16 protein-coding genes are annotated in these 16,189 nt (G+C 66.5%); 8 read left to right on the top strand and 8 right to left on the bottom strand.

What is annotated here, in order from left to right; all coding sequences use genetic code 11:
• Positions 1-114: 114 nt before the first annotated feature.
• Both Q4F91_RS09365 and Q4F91_RS09360 read left to right on the top strand, forming a co-directional pair.
• Positions 115-1,512 carry an MFS transporter gene (locus Q4F91_RS09365; protein ID WP_303337057.1) on the top strand — a complete coding sequence of 466 codons (1,398 nt, stop codon included), beginning with the start codon at positions 115-117 and terminating at the stop codon, positions 1,510-1,512.
• A gap of 338 nt (positions 1,513-1,850) precedes the next feature.
• Positions 1,851-2,837 (top strand): LysR family transcriptional regulator, encoded by a 987-nt coding sequence (locus tag Q4F91_RS09360; RefSeq protein ID WP_303337055.1) that lies wholly within the window; start codon positions 1,851-1,853, stop codon positions 2,835-2,837.
• 15 nt (positions 2,838-2,852) lie between these two features.
• On the opposite strand, the gene Q4F91_RS09355 is transcribed toward Q4F91_RS09360, so the two are convergent.
• From Q4F91_RS09355 to Q4F91_RS09335, 5 genes are all read right to left on the bottom strand, one after another.
• The gene (locus Q4F91_RS09355; RefSeq protein WP_303337052.1) at positions 2,853-3,245 is read right to left on the bottom strand and encodes a thioredoxin family protein; all 393 of its coding nucleotides are present in this window, start codon (positions 3,243-3,245) and stop codon (positions 2,853-2,855) included.
• Between the two features lie 13 nt (positions 3,246-3,258).
• Positions 3,259-4,272, bottom strand: coding sequence for a permease (locus tag Q4F91_RS09350; protein WP_303337050.1), 1,014 nt, complete (start codon positions 4,270-4,272; stop codon positions 3,259-3,261).
• A gap of 229 nt (positions 4,273-4,501) precedes the next feature.
• Positions 4,502-4,666, bottom strand: a complete 165-nt coding sequence (locus Q4F91_RS09345) for a hypothetical protein (protein WP_303337048.1) — start codon at positions 4,664-4,666, stop codon at positions 4,502-4,504.
• A 108-nt stretch (positions 4,667-4,774) separates the two neighbouring features.
• Positions 4,775-5,062, bottom strand: a complete 288-nt coding sequence (locus Q4F91_RS09340; RefSeq protein ID WP_303337046.1) for a helix-turn-helix transcriptional regulator — start codon at positions 5,060-5,062, stop codon at positions 4,775-4,777.
• A 247-nt stretch (positions 5,063-5,309) separates the two neighbouring features.
• Complete coding sequence (locus tag Q4F91_RS09335) at positions 5,310-7,208, bottom strand: flavocytochrome c (RefSeq protein ID WP_303337045.1); 1,899 nt, start codon at positions 7,206-7,208, stop codon at positions 5,310-5,312.
• Positions 7,209-7,433: 225 nt separating this feature from the next.
• Between Q4F91_RS09335 and Q4F91_RS09330 the strand changes: the two genes are divergently transcribed.
• The 3 genes from Q4F91_RS09330 to Q4F91_RS09320 all read left to right on the top strand — a co-directional run bounded on the left by Q4F91_RS09330 (position 7,434) and on the right by Q4F91_RS09320 (position 10,324).
• On the top strand, positions 7,434-8,873 hold the full coding sequence (locus tag Q4F91_RS09330; RefSeq protein ID WP_303337042.1) for a GntR family transcriptional regulator: 1,440 nt from the start codon (positions 7,434-7,436) through the stop codon (positions 8,871-8,873).
• A gap of 110 nt (positions 8,874-8,983) precedes the next feature.
• On the top strand, positions 8,984-9,352 hold the full coding sequence (locus Q4F91_RS09325) for a hypothetical protein (protein WP_303337040.1): 369 nt from the start codon (positions 8,984-8,986) through the stop codon (positions 9,350-9,352).
• A gap of 39 nt (positions 9,353-9,391) precedes the next feature.
• Positions 9,392-10,324, top strand: coding sequence for an ATP-binding protein (locus Q4F91_RS09320; RefSeq protein ID WP_303337038.1), 933 nt, complete (start codon positions 9,392-9,394; stop codon positions 10,322-10,324).
• A gap of 151 nt (positions 10,325-10,475) precedes the next feature.
• Here the strand turns inward: Q4F91_RS09320 and dcuC are convergent, their stop codons facing one another.
• A complete protein-coding gene (dcuC, locus tag Q4F91_RS09315) occupies positions 10,476-11,870 on the bottom strand; it encodes a C4-dicarboxylate transporter DcuC (RefSeq protein WP_303337035.1) in 1,395 nt (464 codons plus the stop codon).
• Positions 11,871-11,918: 48 nt separating this feature from the next.
• Positions 11,919-13,184: a M20/M25/M40 family metallo-hydrolase gene (locus Q4F91_RS09310; protein ID WP_303337032.1), complete on the bottom strand. Its 1,266-nt coding sequence runs from the start codon at positions 13,182-13,184 to the stop codon at positions 11,919-11,921.
• 489 nt (positions 13,185-13,673) lie between these two features.
• Here Q4F91_RS09310 and Q4F91_RS09305 point away from each other — a divergent pair, with 489 nt between their 5' ends.
• Positions 13,674-13,883: a hypothetical protein gene (locus Q4F91_RS09305; protein ID WP_303337029.1), complete on the top strand. Its 210-nt coding sequence runs from the start codon at positions 13,674-13,676 to the stop codon at positions 13,881-13,883.
• A 170-nt stretch (positions 13,884-14,053) separates the two neighbouring features.
• Here the strand turns inward: Q4F91_RS09305 and Q4F91_RS09300 are convergent, their stop codons facing one another.
• On the bottom strand, positions 14,054-14,203 hold the full coding sequence (locus tag Q4F91_RS09300; RefSeq protein ID WP_303337027.1) for a hypothetical protein: 150 nt from the start codon (positions 14,201-14,203) through the stop codon (positions 14,054-14,056).
• Between Q4F91_RS09300 and Q4F91_RS09295 the strand changes: the two genes are divergently transcribed.
• The gene (locus Q4F91_RS09295; RefSeq protein ID WP_303337025.1) at positions 14,198-14,464 is read left to right on the top strand and encodes a hypothetical protein; all 267 of its coding nucleotides are present in this window, start codon (positions 14,198-14,200) and stop codon (positions 14,462-14,464) included. The genes Q4F91_RS09300 and Q4F91_RS09295 overlap by 6 nt on opposite strands.
• Before the next feature lie 411 nt (positions 14,465-14,875).
• Positions 14,876-15,877 (top strand): hypothetical protein, encoded by a 1,002-nt coding sequence (locus Q4F91_RS09290; protein ID WP_303337023.1) that lies wholly within the window; start codon positions 14,876-14,878, stop codon positions 15,875-15,877.
• Positions 15,878-16,189 lie beyond the last annotated feature (312 nt).

Below are 16,189 nucleotides of genomic sequence, written 5' to 3'. Positions count from 1 at the left end.
CCCGGCCGCCCGGTCTCTAGAATGACGGATCAGGGCGGTCGCGGGGTCTCTTTTTTGAAGCCCGGACGATCCGGGGTTTTCCTGCGGCGCTGTTCAACGAAAGACAGGCAGGAAATGACAGCGGAGAAGAAGGGGAAGGGAAGCGTGATCGCGCTCACGGCGGCGCTCCTCACGGCCTGCACGGCGTATCAGCTGAACGCCAGCATGGTGGCGCCGGCGCTCGTGACGATCGGCGCGGAATTGGGCGTCGGCGAGGCGGACGTCGGGCTCGTGCAGACGATGTTCTTCACGCCCGCGGCGCTCTTCGCGCTCTTCGTGCCCAGACTCTCCGACATGAAGGGCAGGCGGCTGCTCCTCACCGCGATGCTCGCCGTCCTCGCGCTCGGGAGCTTTCTCGCGGCGGTCGCGCCCAATCTCGCGACGCTCCTTGCGGCCCGCACGGTGCAGGGCGTCGCCGGTCCCGTGCTCTCGGTCTCGATGCTGATGCTGAGGACCGAAATCGAGGACGAGAAGCTCTACGCGACGCTTCTCGGGCTCATCGCCGCCGTGAGCGGGGGCCTCTGCGGCCTTGACTCCATCGCGGGCGGCTGGCTTGCCTCGAACCTCGGCTTCCGGGCGGTCTTCTGGACGATCGGCGGCATTGCGGCCGTGGCGGCGCTGATGGCGTGGAAGTTCACCCGTGAGTCGAAGCCCTCGGCGGGCCGCGCCATGGACTGGACGGGCGTGGGGTTCCTCGTCGCCAGTCTCGCGTGCCTCTTGCTCGCGCTCAACCGCGCGGGGGCGAACGACCCGGCGATCGTCATCCTCGGATTCGCTCTCGCGGGATTCGTGGCCTTCCGGCTCTTCGTCGCGGCGGAGAAGCGCGTGAAGGAGCCGCTCGTCGCGATCGAGCATCTGAGGCGCCGCGGCACCTGGGCGCTCCTCCTCACGACGGTCCTCACCATGACCGGGGGCTTCGCCGTCGTGAACGGCACGGCGCTCTCGCTCGCCCAGAACACGGCCGCGGGCTTCGGACTAGCCCCGCACGTGGCGGCGCTTTATCTCCTCACCCCGTTCGCCGTCGCGGGCTGGATCGCGAGTCCGCTCGCGGGCCGTCTCGCACCCGTGATCGGGTACGCCAACATGCTGCGCACCGGCCTCGCCGGGGCGGCGGCGAGCCTCGCGCTGGTGCTTTTCCTCGGCATTTCGAATCTTCAATGGCTCGTGGCGGGCCTGGTGCTGATGGGCGTCACCTTCACCGGGTGCGCGATCCTGATGCTGAACGCCCTCGCCATTTCGCTCTCGCCCGCCGAGAACCCGGGGTTCCTCCCCGGCATCAACTCCGGGGCCTTCTGCCTCGGCGCAGGGTTGTCCTTCGCGGTGATCCCGCCCGTGATGGCGGCCTTCACGTCCTCTGACCCGGCCTCGACCGCGGGGTGGTCGGCGGGTGTGACGGCGGGACTCGTCATCATCGCGGCGGCCCTCGCCGTCTCGTTCCTCATTCCCGGCGAAAAGAAGAGGGAGAAGATCTGAGGCCCGCGGGGCCTCAAGCCGCGGGGGCGAAGCGAAAAAAAGCGCCCGCAGCTGGAGGACTGCGGACGCCTGCCGTAAAGCAATTCCCCGGACGACTCACCACGTTCTTCCGGAGGACTGGCTCATGAGACCGGGCGCTGCCACATTCGCGGGTGCCTTTCCGAAGGAGCTTCCCAATCCGAGACACCCGTCGCCGCGCCGTGGGCTCATGCATGGCATTCTCATCCGGACTTGCCCGATTGTCGCGCATCGTAAGAAAATCTTCTCGACAGGGTAAATTTCATTTATTTTGAATGAAAGGTGCGGTGCGGACCGCGGAACTGACTTCGGAGAGCTCAATGGCGGAGAAAGAGACCGAGATGAACTGGGGCGACCTGCGTGTGTTCCGCGAGGTCGCCCGGAAACGGGTGCTGCGGGACGCGGCGAGGTCGCTCGGCCTCACGGGGCCCGCGGTGTCGCAGGCGATCGCGAGGCTCGAGAAGTCGCTCGGCACGAAGCTCTTCTTTCATGACGAGCGGCCGCTGAGGCTCACGCCCGCGGGGAGGCAGCTCGAGAAGGGGCTCCCGGGGCTCTTCGACATGGCCGATGCCCTCCGAGCCAGGGTGGCCGCGGGCGGAAGGTCAGAGATTTCGCTCAGGCTCGGGCTCTCGGAGACGATTGCCGCCACGATCTCGCCCTGGGTGGTGGGTGACCTCACGGAGGAGGTGCGGGACCTCGAGTGCGTCTCGGGGCTCGCCAAGCCCCTCACCGAGGCGCTGCGCGCGGGGGACCTGAACGTCGTCGTGAGCTCGGACCCCATGCCGGGCGAGGACCGCTGGGAGCGCATGCCGCTCTATGACGAGGACTTTCTTCTCGTGATCGGCGCCGGGGCGTCGGACGAGGCGCGGCGGATCCTCGCGATGGAGAATGCGGAGCTGCGCGACGATCTCCTCCGCCGCACCTTCGTCGGCTACGAGCGCACGGGCTCGGCGCTCGCGGTGGACATGCGGCGGCTGCTGAGGAACTGGGAGATGACGCCCGCGCGCTCCGTGACCGTGACCTCGAGCTACCAGCTGATCGGCCTCGTCGTGCGGCTCGGCGGCTGGAGCGTCGTTCCGGCCACCAACATCTGGTGCGGTCGTCAGTTCGTGCGCGATCTGGTGATCCTCGCGCTCCCCGAGGGCCGGGGCGCCGTGAGGACGATGTGGGCGGTGGCGGACCGGCTCGTCTCGCCGGGTCTCGCGGCGCTGGTGGGCGAGAAGGTGAAGGACGCCTTCGGGAAGCGCATGATCCCGGAGCTCGGGTGCGCGTCGCCCGTGCTCGCGGAACATGTGCGCGTGCGCTGAGGCCGGAAACGCGGATCAGTGCGCCGCGCCGAAGCCGAGGACGCGCAGGAGCTTCGCGAGTTCGGAGGCGGTGAGGACGCGGCCGTGCGTGACCACCCGGCCGTTCACGAGGACGGCGGGAAGCGAGAGAACGCCCGCGGCGGCGATCTCGCGCATGTCGGTGACGTGCCTCACGTCGGCCTCAAGGCCGAGCGCGCGCACGGCGGCCTCGGCGTTCTCGAACTGCCTGCGGCAGAGCGCGCAGCCGGTGCCGAGCACGCGGATCGAGCAGCCCGCCGGGCCGGCGTCCCCGCCGAACCTGTCCTCTGGGGCGTCGCTCTCGCAGCGGCCGGGGCTGTCGTCGGGAGAAACGGGGCGGACGTCGTCCGAGCGCGAGCGCTGTCCGGTGATGAAGTCGGTGAACCACATGGTGAATCTCTCCTCAGAGCAGGAAGGTTTCGAGGGCGTTGAAGATGTGTCCGGCGAGGATCATCCCCGCCGTGCAGACGGCGACGAAGAGCGCGAGAAGCGGCGGCCTGACGGCCTTGCGGAGCATGATGAGGCTCGGCAGCGACAGCGTCGTCACGGCCATCATGAAGGCGAGCACGACGCCGAGGCCCGCGCCCTTCGCGAGAAGCGCCTCCGCGACCGGCACCGTGCCGAAGATGTCCGCGTACATCGGCACGCCCGCGAGCACCGCGGTCTCGACGGCGAGCGGATTGCCGCCGCCGAGCGCCTCCTCGACGACGGAGGCGGGGATGGCGTTGTGGATCACGGCGCCGATGCCGACGCCCGCGAGCACATAGGGGAAGGTGCGTCGCGCGACCGACCTGACCTCCGCGAGCGCGAGCAGCGCGCGGTCCCGGGCGGAGAGCTCCCCGCAGGGCAGGTCCGCGGCAGGAGCTGCGCGGATGAATTCCTCCACCCAGTCCGGGCGCGCGGTGCGCTCGATCAGGGCGCCGCCCGCCACGGCGATCACGAGACCGAGGACGACGTAGGCGAGCGCGGCCTTCCAGCCGAAGATGCACGTGAGGAGCACGAGGCTCGCGAGGTCGACCATGGGCGAGGAGATGAGGAACGAGAACGTGACCCCGAGGGGCAGCCCCGCTCCCGTGAAGCCGATGAAGAGCGGGATCGAGGAGCACGAGCAGAAAGGCGTGACGGTGCCGAGGAGCGCCGCGGCGACGTTCGCGCCGATGCCGCGGCAGCCGCCGAGGATGCGCCGCGCCCGCTCGGGCGGGAAGTGGCTCTGGATCCAGGCGATGACGAAGATGAGCGCCGAGAGGAGCGCCATGATCTTGAGGGTGTCCCAGAGGAAGAAGTGGAGCATCGCCCCGGCGCCGCGGCTCACGTCAAGTCCGAGGCCCCCGAGCGCGGCCGCGATGAGGTCGGCGAGCCACTGCATGCCGAGCACCTCGGTGAGAAAGAAGTCAGCCGCGTCGCGTATCGCATTCATGGCATCGGGCTCCGTTGCTTCGGGATCGACAGATTCCGATATTCAAATGTGCCGATCTGAAAGGGTTTTGAAAAGCCGGCGCAGGGCACCGGCCGGGGGATGTGTTCCGTGCCGGGGACCCCGGGCGGGGCGCACGGACCGCGCCCGCCGTCCTCGGCGAACCTGTCGCCCAAAAGGAACCGGGCGGGAGCGCTCCGTCGTGACGAGGTCCGTGAACCGCATCCGTGTCCTATCCGAGCAGACTGGTTTCGACGGCGTTGAGGAGGAGTCCGGTGAGAATCAGCCCGGCCGCGCAGCCGGCGACGCAGAGCGCGTCGGCGAAGGCGTCGGCGGTCCGGCGCAGGCAGGGCAGCCCGGTGAGGAAGGAGTCGGCGGCGTCGCGGATGGCGGACATGGAAGGATCTCCGGAAGGGTTTTGAATCGACAGATCTAAATATTGAAATGCGTCGATGTATTTGGGTTTTGAAAAGCCGGTGCGGCGCACCGGCCTGGTGGCGTCCGCTCAGCCGGGGAGCAGATCGCGAACGGCCTCGAGCGTGCGGGCGGCGCCCGCCGGGCTGATCGAGTAGTGCGTCCACTTGCCCTCGCGGCGGCCCGTGACAAGACCGGCGTCGACGAGGAGCTTCATGTGGTGGGAGAGCGTCGGCTGGGTGATCTGCAGGTCGTCGAGGAGCCGGCAGGCGCAGCGCTCGCCGCCGCGCAGGAGGGCGAGGATCCGCAGCCGGTTCTCGTCGCCGAGGGCCTTGAAGACCCGCGCGAGCTCGGCGGTGTCAGCGGTCTGAGCGGTCATCGTGCGTTCCTTTATATTGATATTTGTCTATGCGAGGAATCATAGAACTCGCATCGACGGATGTCAATCTGAAGGGGCTTCCCCGCCGCATCCGAGGGAATGGCGCGGGCGGGCCGGGGTGAAAAGAACCCCCGGGGCCCTTTGAGGCCCGCGGGGGAGTCAGGAGAGGTGTCTGATTGTCCGGTTTCCCGGATCTTCCTCCCGGGGCGGCCCGGCCGGGGAGGAAGACGGGAGAGAGGTCCGGCGTTTATTTCATCGCGGCGGCGTTCGCGCCCGCGACGTAGCCGAACGACAGGCAGTCGGAGATCGCGTTGCCGCCCACGCGGTTCGTGCCGTGGATGCCGCCGGTGACCTCGCCCGCGGCGTAGAGGCCCGGGATGACCTTGCCGTCAGCGCCGATCACGCGGGTGTCGGTGTCGATCGCGACGCCGCCCATGGTGTGGTGAACGCTCGGGGTCCTTAATTCGGCGTAGAACGGGCCCTCGTACATCGGGATGTTCGGGGCGCAGGACGGACGGCCGAACTCGGGGTCAACGGTCTGCTTGCGGCAGAAGTCATTGAACTTCGCGAACGTGTCGCGCAGGATCGCGGCGTCGATGCCGGTCTTCTTGGCGAGATCCTCGACCGTGTCACCGCGCACGACCTTGCCCGCCTTGATGAGCGTGTCGATCGACTGGCCCATCGTGGTCATGCCGTCAGGCTTGACGCGGGAGTTCTGGACCGTGCACATGCGATAGAAGACGCCGCCCTTCTGGGCGAGCGCGGCGCGCGAGAGCACGTCGCGGCGGTCCATTTCGTTCACGAAACGCCTGCCATCGGTGTTGACGTAGATCGCCGTGCCCTGGCAGACGCCCGAGACGGTGCCGTTCTGCGGGTCGGTGACCGGGAGCAGCTGGATGTAGCCCATGTCAATGAGCTTCGCGCCCGCCTTCTCGGCCATCACGATGCCGTCGCCGGTGATCGCGGGCGAGTTGGTGGTGCCGATGTTCTTGTTGAGCTTCCCGTCCCACTGCGTGTCGTACTTCATGCGCATCTCGACGTTGGCGCCGAAGCCGCCCGCGGCGAGCACAACGCCCTTGGTCGCCTCGACCTTGACGGGCTTGCCGTCAGGGCCGATCGCCTCGACGCCGACCGCACGGCCGTCCTTCATGATGAGGCTCTGCGCCTTCGTCTGGTAGTAGATCGTCACGGGAAGCTTTTCCTTCTCGATCGTGGCGCGGTAGGTGTCGATGTACCCCTGACCGGAGGTAAAGTACTTCGCGTCATGCGAGCGCGGCCAGATGGCGCCGACGTACTGGCTCGAGAAGTCGTTCCAGTCGAAGCCCATCGAGGCGAGCTGCTTCACGGTGTTGGGGGCGAGCTTGCTCAACTTGTCGACGAGCTCAAGGTTGGCGGCATAGTCGCCCGCCTTCCAGGTCTGCAGAGCGTGGAGCTCCTCGCAGTCAAAGAGCACGTCAGGGGTCTTGGCGATGTGGGCGTCCCACTTCGCCTTGCAGGAGGCGATGAGCGCACGGTGCAGCTCGTTCCTCGGCTCCTCGGCGAGAAGCCCGTCGACCATGGCGCGCTGGCCGGCGGACATCTTCTGCAGGCCCTCGAGCGCGGGGTCGGAGGCGTTCAAGGCGCCGCCCGCGAGGACGGTGTTGCCGCCGAGGAAGCTCATCTTCTCGATCAGGATCACCCTGGCGCCCGAGCGGGCCGCGGAAACGGCGGCCGAGACGCCCGCGCCGCCGCCGCCCACGATGACGACGTCAGCCTTCGACTGGGCGGGAACGGTGAAGAGGTACTTGTGCGACGGGCCCTGCTGGAACTTCGCGAGGTCGAGGCCGGCCTTGGCGAGAGCGTCCCTGACGGCGCCCACGATCGCGAAGGACGAGAAGGTCGCGCCCGAGATGCGGTCGATCTTGACCGACTGGTTCTCAACGATCATCTCGGGGATCACCTTCTTCGGGAGCTCGGAAACGGCGGGGGTCTCGAGGCTCTTGACGATCTTGACGTCGGCGATTTTGTCGCCCTTGACGGTCACGTCCACGACCACGATGTCGTTGTGACCCATGGCCTGGCCGCGGTAGACGCCGTCGGCGGCGGCCTGGGCCGAAAGGGCGGCCATCGTCATGAGCGCGACGGCGGCGAACTTGAAGCTTTTCATCTGTGTCTCTCCATTTTGTTGTTGATGCGGATCCAATGGCTGCCCCGGGCCGGCCGGACGGCCTCGGAGGCATGCGGAAAAGCGGCGGGCGGTCATTGATTTTCCGCGCTTTCCACCCCGGATCCTTGATTCAATGGTAATCACGGGTACATACTTCGGATAAGCCCGGTTTTATTGGATAAAGAGGCCCGGTTCTGAGCCCATCGGAGGGAGAGGATTTTTGTGATGCGAGGCAGGGGAAACGCTTCAGACAGTGCGCAGCCGCGCTACCGCCGGATCGCGGCGGCGCTCATCCGCAACATCGAGGCCGGGCTCTACCCGGACAGGCGGCTCCCCGGGCGGCGCGTGCTCGAGAGCCAGTTCGGCGCCTCGCGGGTGACGATCGACTCGGCGCTCGACATCCTCGAGCGCGAGCGCTGGATCCGCCGCATTCCCTCGAAGCGCGTCGAGATCACCGTGCGCCGCGAGGACTTCGGGGAGAAGCTCACGAGCTTTCTCTCGAGAAGCGGCTTCAGGCCGCCACGCATGAACGACGCCTTCCGGCGCGCCGACGAGAGAAGGCTCGCGGGCGGCGCCGCCGAGCAGGACGTGATCAACCTCTCAAAGCTCTGCGACGAGCACTGGGACGGGCACCTGAACTTCGACCTCGAGGCCGCGGCGGTCGCGGCCGCCATGCGCGACTACCGCGCGGGCGTGAGCGAGATGTTCACGACCGGCGGCATGCCGGGCTTGAAGGCCGCGCTCTGCGAGCACCTTCCCTCGATCGGCATTCACGCGAACCCGGCCGAGATCCTCATCCTCTCGAGGCGTCTCCAGGCCTACCGGCTCGTGAGCGAGGTTCTGATCGGGCCGTCCACCGAGTTCTGGTACCCGGCCGTCTCGCTCATCCGCTTCTACGGCATCGCCGAGCGCCACACCTCCTGGCGGCGCGAGATGCCGGTCGACGCCTCGGGACGCATCGACTTCAGCGGCTTCGAGGTCTCGAAGCGCCCGAAGGTGCTCGCGCTCGAGCCCGACGCGGCGAAGCCCCTCGGCGGGACGCTCTCCGAGGCCGAGCGCCTGATGCTCGTCGACGCCGCGAGGAAGACCAGCGCCTTCATCATTGAGGACTGCTACACGAGGATCGTCGAGCCCACGGCGACGAAGCCCCCGCTCGCCTCGCTCGATCCCGGGAAGGACTGCGTCATCTACATGGGCGCCGTGCCGGCGTGGTTCAGCACGATCGGGTGCTTCAACTTCGTGGTCGCCAACGACCGGCTCATCAGCCAGCTCCGTGCCTCGGGGCGGCGCGACTACCTCTCGCCCGGGCTCTTCTCGCAGTATGTCGCGGAGAAGCTCTTCACCGAGCACCTGATCGAGCCGATGACCGAGCGCTTCGCGGTCTTTCACCGGGAGCGGATCGCAGCCGTGAACGCGATCCTCGCGAAGTACCTCGGGGACCGCTTCAGCTGGAAGTGCCCCGCGGGCTTCGGGTGCATCTGGCTCGATCTCGCGGGCGTGAACCTGAAGCGACTCTGGCGGCGCCGCCGGGGCGTGGACTTTGAGCTCGGGTGGTTCTACGGCGAAAAGGAGCTGAGGCACGTGCTGCTGCGCTACACGATTCCGCTCGGGAAGTTCGAGGAGGGCGTGAAGCGTCTGCGGGAGAACATCGAGGCCTTCGGGTGAGGCCGGCGGTGATCGTCCGGGTCAATTTCAAGGGAAGGCGCCGAGGGACGCTGAATGACGTTTATGATGGAGGCATCGATGCTTCCTTTTTCCCTGGGAGGAAATTCAAGATGAAATCCGCCGTCATCACCGCCGCCGCGCTCTGCGCGGTCTTCCTTGTCGCCGGCGTCCCGCAGGCCCGGGCCGCCGAGGCCGTCTCCCTCGAGGACATCATGGCCCCCGAGAAGATCTGCGTGGTCAACTCGCTCGAGAAGACCGCGGGCTGCAGGAAAGGCGACATCGTGCTCTTCCGGCCGGACTTCTTCGGCAACGAACAGATGCCGGTGTCGTTCGCCGCCGCGGTCTGCGACTTCACGAAGACCGTCTCGCTCACGAAGGGCGCTGTGGCCTGCGTGTTCGCCGGTCTGAGGGATCTCTATGAAGGCGAGGCCCCGGAGGAAGAGGAGAAGCCGGAGCAGGCCGACTCCCGGGAGCAGTGATCCGGGAGGTCATGGATCCTTCGATGAGGAATGAGAAAGATGGCAGAGACCGCAGAGAAACTGATCACCGGGGAAGCCGCAGGCGACCGCTTCGAGGACGCGCCTTCGTCCGAGGACGGCCTCACTTTCGAGGAAGCAACAGCGGTCTTCCGCGGCCGCGGCGCGGACTTCGGGTGCGTCGGGGGCCTCACGACTCCGGACGGGGCCTTCACCAACCTCGCGCTTGTTCTCTCCGACCAGTGCCCGCAGACCACGCGGGTGATGCGGTACGAGGACGGCGCCGGCAGCCCCGAGACCGGGGAGCTCGGCGGCTCGGTCCTCGGCCAGTACCAGGCGCTCGAGGACCTTCCCCGCCGGCTCGGGGAGGAAGGCTTCCCCGAGGACGTCCTGCGCAATGTGATCGTCAACGCCTTCGTGCACCGCGACTGGAGCCTCAACGCCCCCGTGATGGTGAATGTCCGGGGCGACGCGGTGGAGGTGCTTTCCCCGGGCGGCGTGCCCCATGACTTCACGGTGGACGACGTCCTCGGTGAGGTTCTGCCGCCGAGGAACCCGCGGCTCCTCGCGGTCTTCCGGCGGCTCGGCCTCGCGAGGGGCTCCGGCGCGGGTCTGAGGGAGTTTCTGCACCTCACGGAGGAGGATGCGTCGCACGTCCGGGCGAGCGGCAACACCTTCCGCGTGAAGGTGGCGAAGAACTTCTCGCCGGATGTGAAGGCGGAGAAAAGGTGCCCGCCGAGCGTGAAGGCGGCGAAAACCGGTTCTCGCAGCCTGCCGAACGCGAAGGTGAGCGAGGAGATCGGGCAGGTTTTCGCGTACCTCCAGGAGCACGGAGAGATCAACGATGCGGAGCTCATGGGGCTCCTCGGCGTCAAGAAGATGCGCGCGATGCAGGTCACCCACTGGATGCAGAAGCTCGGCCAGATCGACGTGATCGGGTTCGGGTCCGAGAGGACTTACCGGCTGAGACGCTGAAAGGCCTGCACTGGTTCCCCCGGGTCCTCCCCGGACGACTCTGTGGCAGAACCGGATTCCCCGACACAAATGAAGGGGCGGCTCCACGAGGAACCGCCCCTTTCCATCAGGTCAGCGGACCGGCTTTGGGCCGGTCCGTGAGTCACTGGACTCAGATCTGGAGCAGCGCCGAGACGTACACCGCGATGATCGAGCAGACCATCACAGGGATCGAACGGCGGATGAGGACGAACGGATCGACGCCCGAGAGGCCCGAGACGGCGATCGTGACGCCCGCGACAGGCGACGAGGAGCGGCCCATGCCGGAGATGAGCTGCAGGGGCGACATCATGAAGGCGGCGTTGGCGCCCACGGCCGCGGCGGCGTCCGGGATCATCGGCGCGAAGGAGAAGAACGGGGCGTTGCCCGAGCCCATCACGAAGGCGCAGCCGACGACGATGAGGAACATCACCGTGAAGACGGCGGCGGCGCCGGCGTCCATGCCCGCGGCGGCCTGGATGATCGTGGCGATGCCGCCCGACTTCGTGAGACCCGCGGCGAACACCTCGGCGCAGACGATGAGGAAGACGGTCGAGGTGAAGACCTTGCCCATTCCCTGGGCATAGCTCTTCATGTTCGCGATCGACTCGCGCAGGTTGCGGCGGATGAGACCGTCGATCACGAAGGCCGTGAAGGTGGCGGTGAGAAGCGCCGTCACGACTTCCATCCTGATGCCTTTGTACATCAGGGGCGAGAAGACGAAGAGCAGCACGACGGGGATCAAGGGGAACAAGGCATAGAAGGCCGGGACCTTCCTCTCCTCCTTGCCGTCCTTCTTCTCATCGGGCGCGGCGTCCGGGAGCTGGAAGTCAGCCTGCGTGATGCGGCCGCTCGCGAGATCCTTTTGGTCGAGCGTCTTCTGCACGAAGTAGTTGACGACGAGCATCACCACGACGGCGGCCCAGCCGACCATGACCTGGACGTTGAGGAAGAAGTCCATCACGTGCATCTTCGTGAGCTCGGCGGCGAGCAGGTTGTTGCCGCCAGAGGGCCCAAAGCAGCAGGAGCCGCCGATCAGGATCGTGGCGGCGGCGGACTGGCGCGAGACGCCCGCGGCGATCATCACCGGATAGAGCGACACCATCAGCAGCAGCGCGAGACCCGCGGCCGAGGGGATGAAGATGTTGAGGATGAGGCTCAGGATGAGGCCGAGCGACATCACGAGGTACGGCGAGTGAATGAGCGTCAAGGGCTTCACCGAGATCTGCACCAGGGCCTTCGAGGCGCCGATGGCGGACATGTAGCTCGAGAAGCCGGCGATCGCCATGATGTTCATGCCGAGGCCGGCGGTGCGGGTCTGCAGCAGGTTGGTGAAGGTCTGGATGACGTCGAGGCCCTCGAGGTGCGTGACCTTCTTGCCCGTGAGGATGGGTTCGGGACCGACAACGGCGGCGACGCCGAGGGTGATGAGGCCCACAAGAAGCAGCGCGCCCGGCGCGTAGTACTTCTTCGCGATCAGGTAGGCGGCGCTCAGGACGGAGAGCGCGACGATGATGATGCCCAGCATGGTTGAAATTTCTCTTCTGAATTGGGTGAATGTTCGGTGCGGTCAGCCTCAGTGGCTCTTTTCGAGCACGGGCTCCGTGACGCCCTCGACGCCGACCAAGGCGAGCGCCGTGAGCATCGCGAGCTGCGGGCCCTTGAAGGCGTCGGTCGCGTCCCAGTGCTCCTTGACGGAGTGGTTGAACCATTCCGCGCCGCCGGCGCCGAGCGTCGTCGCGGGGTAGCCCATCGCGAGCGGCACGTTCTGGTCGGTGGCGGCGAACGAGAACTTCTCGAGCGGGATGCCGAGCGACTGCATGGCGGCGTAGGCGGCGTGCACGACGGGGGAGTCAGGCTTGTTGACGCCCGCGGGACGGTCGCCGATCTGGATGATCTCGGCCTTCACGGCGTTCTCGCCCTCGAGCTTCCAGTGCGCGTTCTCCTCGGCGACGGCCTCGTCGATGAGGGGCAGGAGCTTCGCGGTGAAGGCTTCGAGGCCCTCCTGGTTGAGGCTGCGGATGTCAAGCTCGAACTCCGCGTCGGCGGCGATGGCGTTGACGCTCGTGCCGCCCCGGATCACGCCGATGTTGAAGGTGCAGCGGGGCTCCGCCGGGACCTCGATCTGGTCGATCTTGTAGCCCGCGCGGCAGAGCACGTGGATGGCCGAGCCCGAGATGCCGAACTTGTGGAGGCTGTGACCGCCCGGGCCCGAGAACTTCACGCGGTAGCGCTTGCAGCCGACGCTGCCCTTGAGGATGCGGGTGGTCGCGGCCGAGTCGATCGCGATGAAGGCGTCGTAGTCGTTGGGGGCGGCCCAGAGGGCCTTGCTGCCGCGGAGGTCGCCGTTTCCTTCCTCGCCCACGGTGCCGACGAACACGATGTCGCCGATGAGGAGAAGCTTCTGCGTGACGATCGAGCGGGCGACCTGGAGCACCGCGGCGAGACCGCCGGCGTCGTCCGAGATGCCGGGGGCGTAGATCATGTTCCCTTCGCGGCGCACCTTGATCGGCGTCCCCTCGGGGAAGACCGTGTCGGTGTGGGCGGCGATCACGAGGACCGGGCCGTCGCCGCGCCCCTTGAGGCGCCCGATCACGTTGCCGGTCTCGTCGATGCGCACGTCAGGGATGCCGATTTCGGTGAGCATCTCCGCGAAGCGGATCGGACGCTCCTTCTCGTGGAAGGGCGGTGAGGGGATCTCGGTGAGCTCGCACTGCTGGGCAACGCGCGTCTCCTGCTCGCGCTCGGCCTGGGCGACGGCGGCGCGGACGGCATCGTTTCCGAGGAGGGCCTTTACGGCCGCGAGGCAGTCCTCGCGGCAGACCGGTATGAGGTCGGACATTTCTTTGTTCCCTTGGAGTAGGTTGCGAACGGGTGTTCTTCAGTTTCTTGGTTTTATGGGGGCGCCGTCTTCCCGGGACACGTCCGACGCCCCCGCCCCGGGAGGGCGGGAGATGTCCGGCGGCACCCCGGGTGAGCGGTGCCTTGGATCGATTCTATTTGCGCGGGACGCACGTGCAAAGATGCATTCTGTGCAAAGAGTCTTTGCGTGAAATGCAAAATCAGGAATTTCAATGGGTTAAAGATATGTATGAATTTTCGGGGAGAGGCAGGGAACCGTACATATCGCGCCGGTCGTGGGTTTCGAACCGGACAAAAGAGAATCTGTGAGCGAAGTCGTTGCCTTCGCCCCGCTCGCATCGTTGAAGAGGCCGGTCAGTTTTTGACTATTCCTTGAATATCAGTGGATTACAAAAAGTTGAGGACCCTCTCCACGGAGCGGTTAAAGTATGCGTGTCGAATCCATCTCAACTTCAAGGAGGAAAGCACGATGGCAGACGAAATCACCGTGAGAGAGGGCCGCGAACTCTTCGCGAAGTACTGCAGGACCGTCGGGATCGCCGCGGTCCCCGGCACCTTCATTCCGCTCGACCAGGACGAGGCGGAGGCCTTCGGCGCCTTCGAGGAGGACGCCGTTTCCGAAAGAGAGGCGCTCGAGGCGTCCTTGGACAACGCCGACGACTACGCGCCTGCGGCCTGAACGGCCCGCTGAGTCCGGGTACTGCCGCAACGGGCGGTTTTCCCGGATTCAGAAGAAAGAAATGGGAGAGCCTTCGCTTTGAAGACTCTCCCCAAGCTTTGGAGACATCGGCCGCCCCTCGAAGGACGGCCGAAACGGAGAGAAAGAGACGGGAGGAGTGCCCCTGGGAATCAGGCCTTCGCGGCCTTCCCGGCACGGAAGGCGTGGATGGCGGCGGCCATCCTGGCGGGGTCCGTCATCAGCATCGGATCGATGATCTTCCTGGCCTCAGCCTCGGTCATCAGGCTCATCTCGACCACAGCCTCGGCGAGGCGGTGCATCAGCGACGCGATACCGCCGAACTCCTGGCCGAGCGTGACTGGAAGCGCATCCTGCCGGCAGGTGCGGCCGCCAGTTCGTCTCCGAGCTCGGGGGAGGGGCGGCGCGCCGTGCGCACGATGTGGACCGTGAGCGACCGGCTCCTCTGCCCGGATCACGCGGCGCTCGTGGGCAGAAAGGTGAAGGAGATCGTCGAGAGGAAGATGCTCCCCGAGCTCGAGCGCGTCCCGGGGAAGCTCGCCCGGCACGTGCGGATCCTCTGAGGCGTCTCACGTTCATCCCTGGCCCGGGGCCGGCGGGAAGCCGTCCGGCCGAGGTGTCACGCACGCGCTCCTCCCGGCACGGGCGTGTCCCGGAAGTGACAATTTCCGCCTCCTTCCGGTGACACGGAGGGTTCTGAAGGGCGCGGTCAGGGAGGAACTGTTGTTGTGTGATGACACATAGTGGAATTGATGATGACCGCGTTTCCTCTAGTGTTTACAGAGATTTCCAAGGGGTTTGCCAAAAATCGTCAGGAATCACTACGGGGGGTGAAAAACTGAATTAGAATAGCGAAAAGCGACCGGTCTGCTCCGCTTCCGCAGACACTATTTCAAGAATGCCGGCCCGACCAGAACAAAAAAGGATCAAGATGGCTCTCTCAGGAACCCCCCCCCCCCAGAAATCCCGGCGACGTGTCCGAGTACGCCGAGGAGCTTCAGTCACGCACGCTTTCCAGTCACGCCGCGGTGCCGCTCGGCGTTCTCGAGGAGACGGACATTCTCCTCGGAGGCCGGCTCACCGACATGGTGATGACCTTCCGCAGCGGCGTGAAGTCGTTTCTGCCCGACGCAGGGCTTTCGGACGCCCGCGTCTTTCTGCCGATGGCCGAGGCCGTGCGCTTCTCCTCGGCCTTCGCGAAGGCCGACCGCCGCGGAAAGCCGGGCGACGAGGAACTCGCGGCCGACGACGCCCGCCGGGACGGCGAGGCGGACCTGATGATGACCGTGCCGCTCATGCTCGGCGCCTGGAGCGCGGGCAAGGTGTGCGTGGGCTTTGACCGCGGCGTGCTCGCCGACGTGCTGCGGGACCCCTCGTGGTGGCGGGTCTTCACGACCGAGTGGGTGATCGAACGACTCCGGCCCTGGTGCCTGTGGCTCTCGCTTGACGGCCTCGAGGCCTGGGGACAGGCGGGTGAGGGTGAGGACGAGTGCGCCCGGCCGGGCGGGTTCTTCACCGGACTCACCGTGACGGAAAAGGGCAGGGGCCTCGCGCTCTGCTGCCTCTACGTCGACGAGACGGGCCTGGTCGCCCCGGACGCGTACTTCGAGTATCCGCTTGGTGCCGGAGAGACCCTGGGCGACGCCTTCGACGCCTGGGAGTGGGATCACTACGCCGCGGATGAACTCCTCACCTACGCGCGTCCCGCCGGCATGACCGCGGCGGAGTGCCGTGCTGAGATGAACCGCGTCGGGCGCTCGATCGCGTCGAAGCTTTTTCCGCTCCTTGCCATCGCGATCGGCGACGAGTTCGCGCGGTTCGCGTTCGAGGTGAACCCGGAGGACCTCACCTGGACGCGCGCGCCGGCGGAACTCCCCGTGAGGGAGACGAAGGACGAGGCGCTGCGCCGCAGGATGGACGACCGCCGCGTGCGGCTCGTGATCATGAAGGGCCGCGCGGCCGAGAGCCTCAACTGAGAGAACAAAGAGGCCTGCCCGGGGAGGGCAGGCCTTGAAATTCAGCCGTTACACGGCGCTCATTCCCTGGCGCGGATTTTCGGAATGCGTCAGACGCGCTGCCAAAGCACAAAGCGTCTTTCCTCGGCGGAGAAGACCAGTGCCACCCGAATGAGTTCGGGAGTGAACTGCTCCTCGCCGTAGTGCCTCGTGCGAATCTGCTTCACTGCGGCCTCAAGCTGTTTCTGCGCCTCGGCATTGGTTTCGCAGTACTTGAACTGTAACTCTATGGCCGTTAGGGAAGCGAGGAGACTCCCCTAACGGCTTGTAACT

The organism is Sutterella sp., assembly GCF_030539355.1.
In the GTDB taxonomy this organism is placed as follows: domain Bacteria; phylum Pseudomonadota; class Gammaproteobacteria; order Burkholderiales; family Burkholderiaceae_F; genus Sutterella.
The sequence above is the reverse complement of the archived record's forward strand: the minus strand, read 5'-3'. Positions and strand labels throughout refer to the sequence as shown.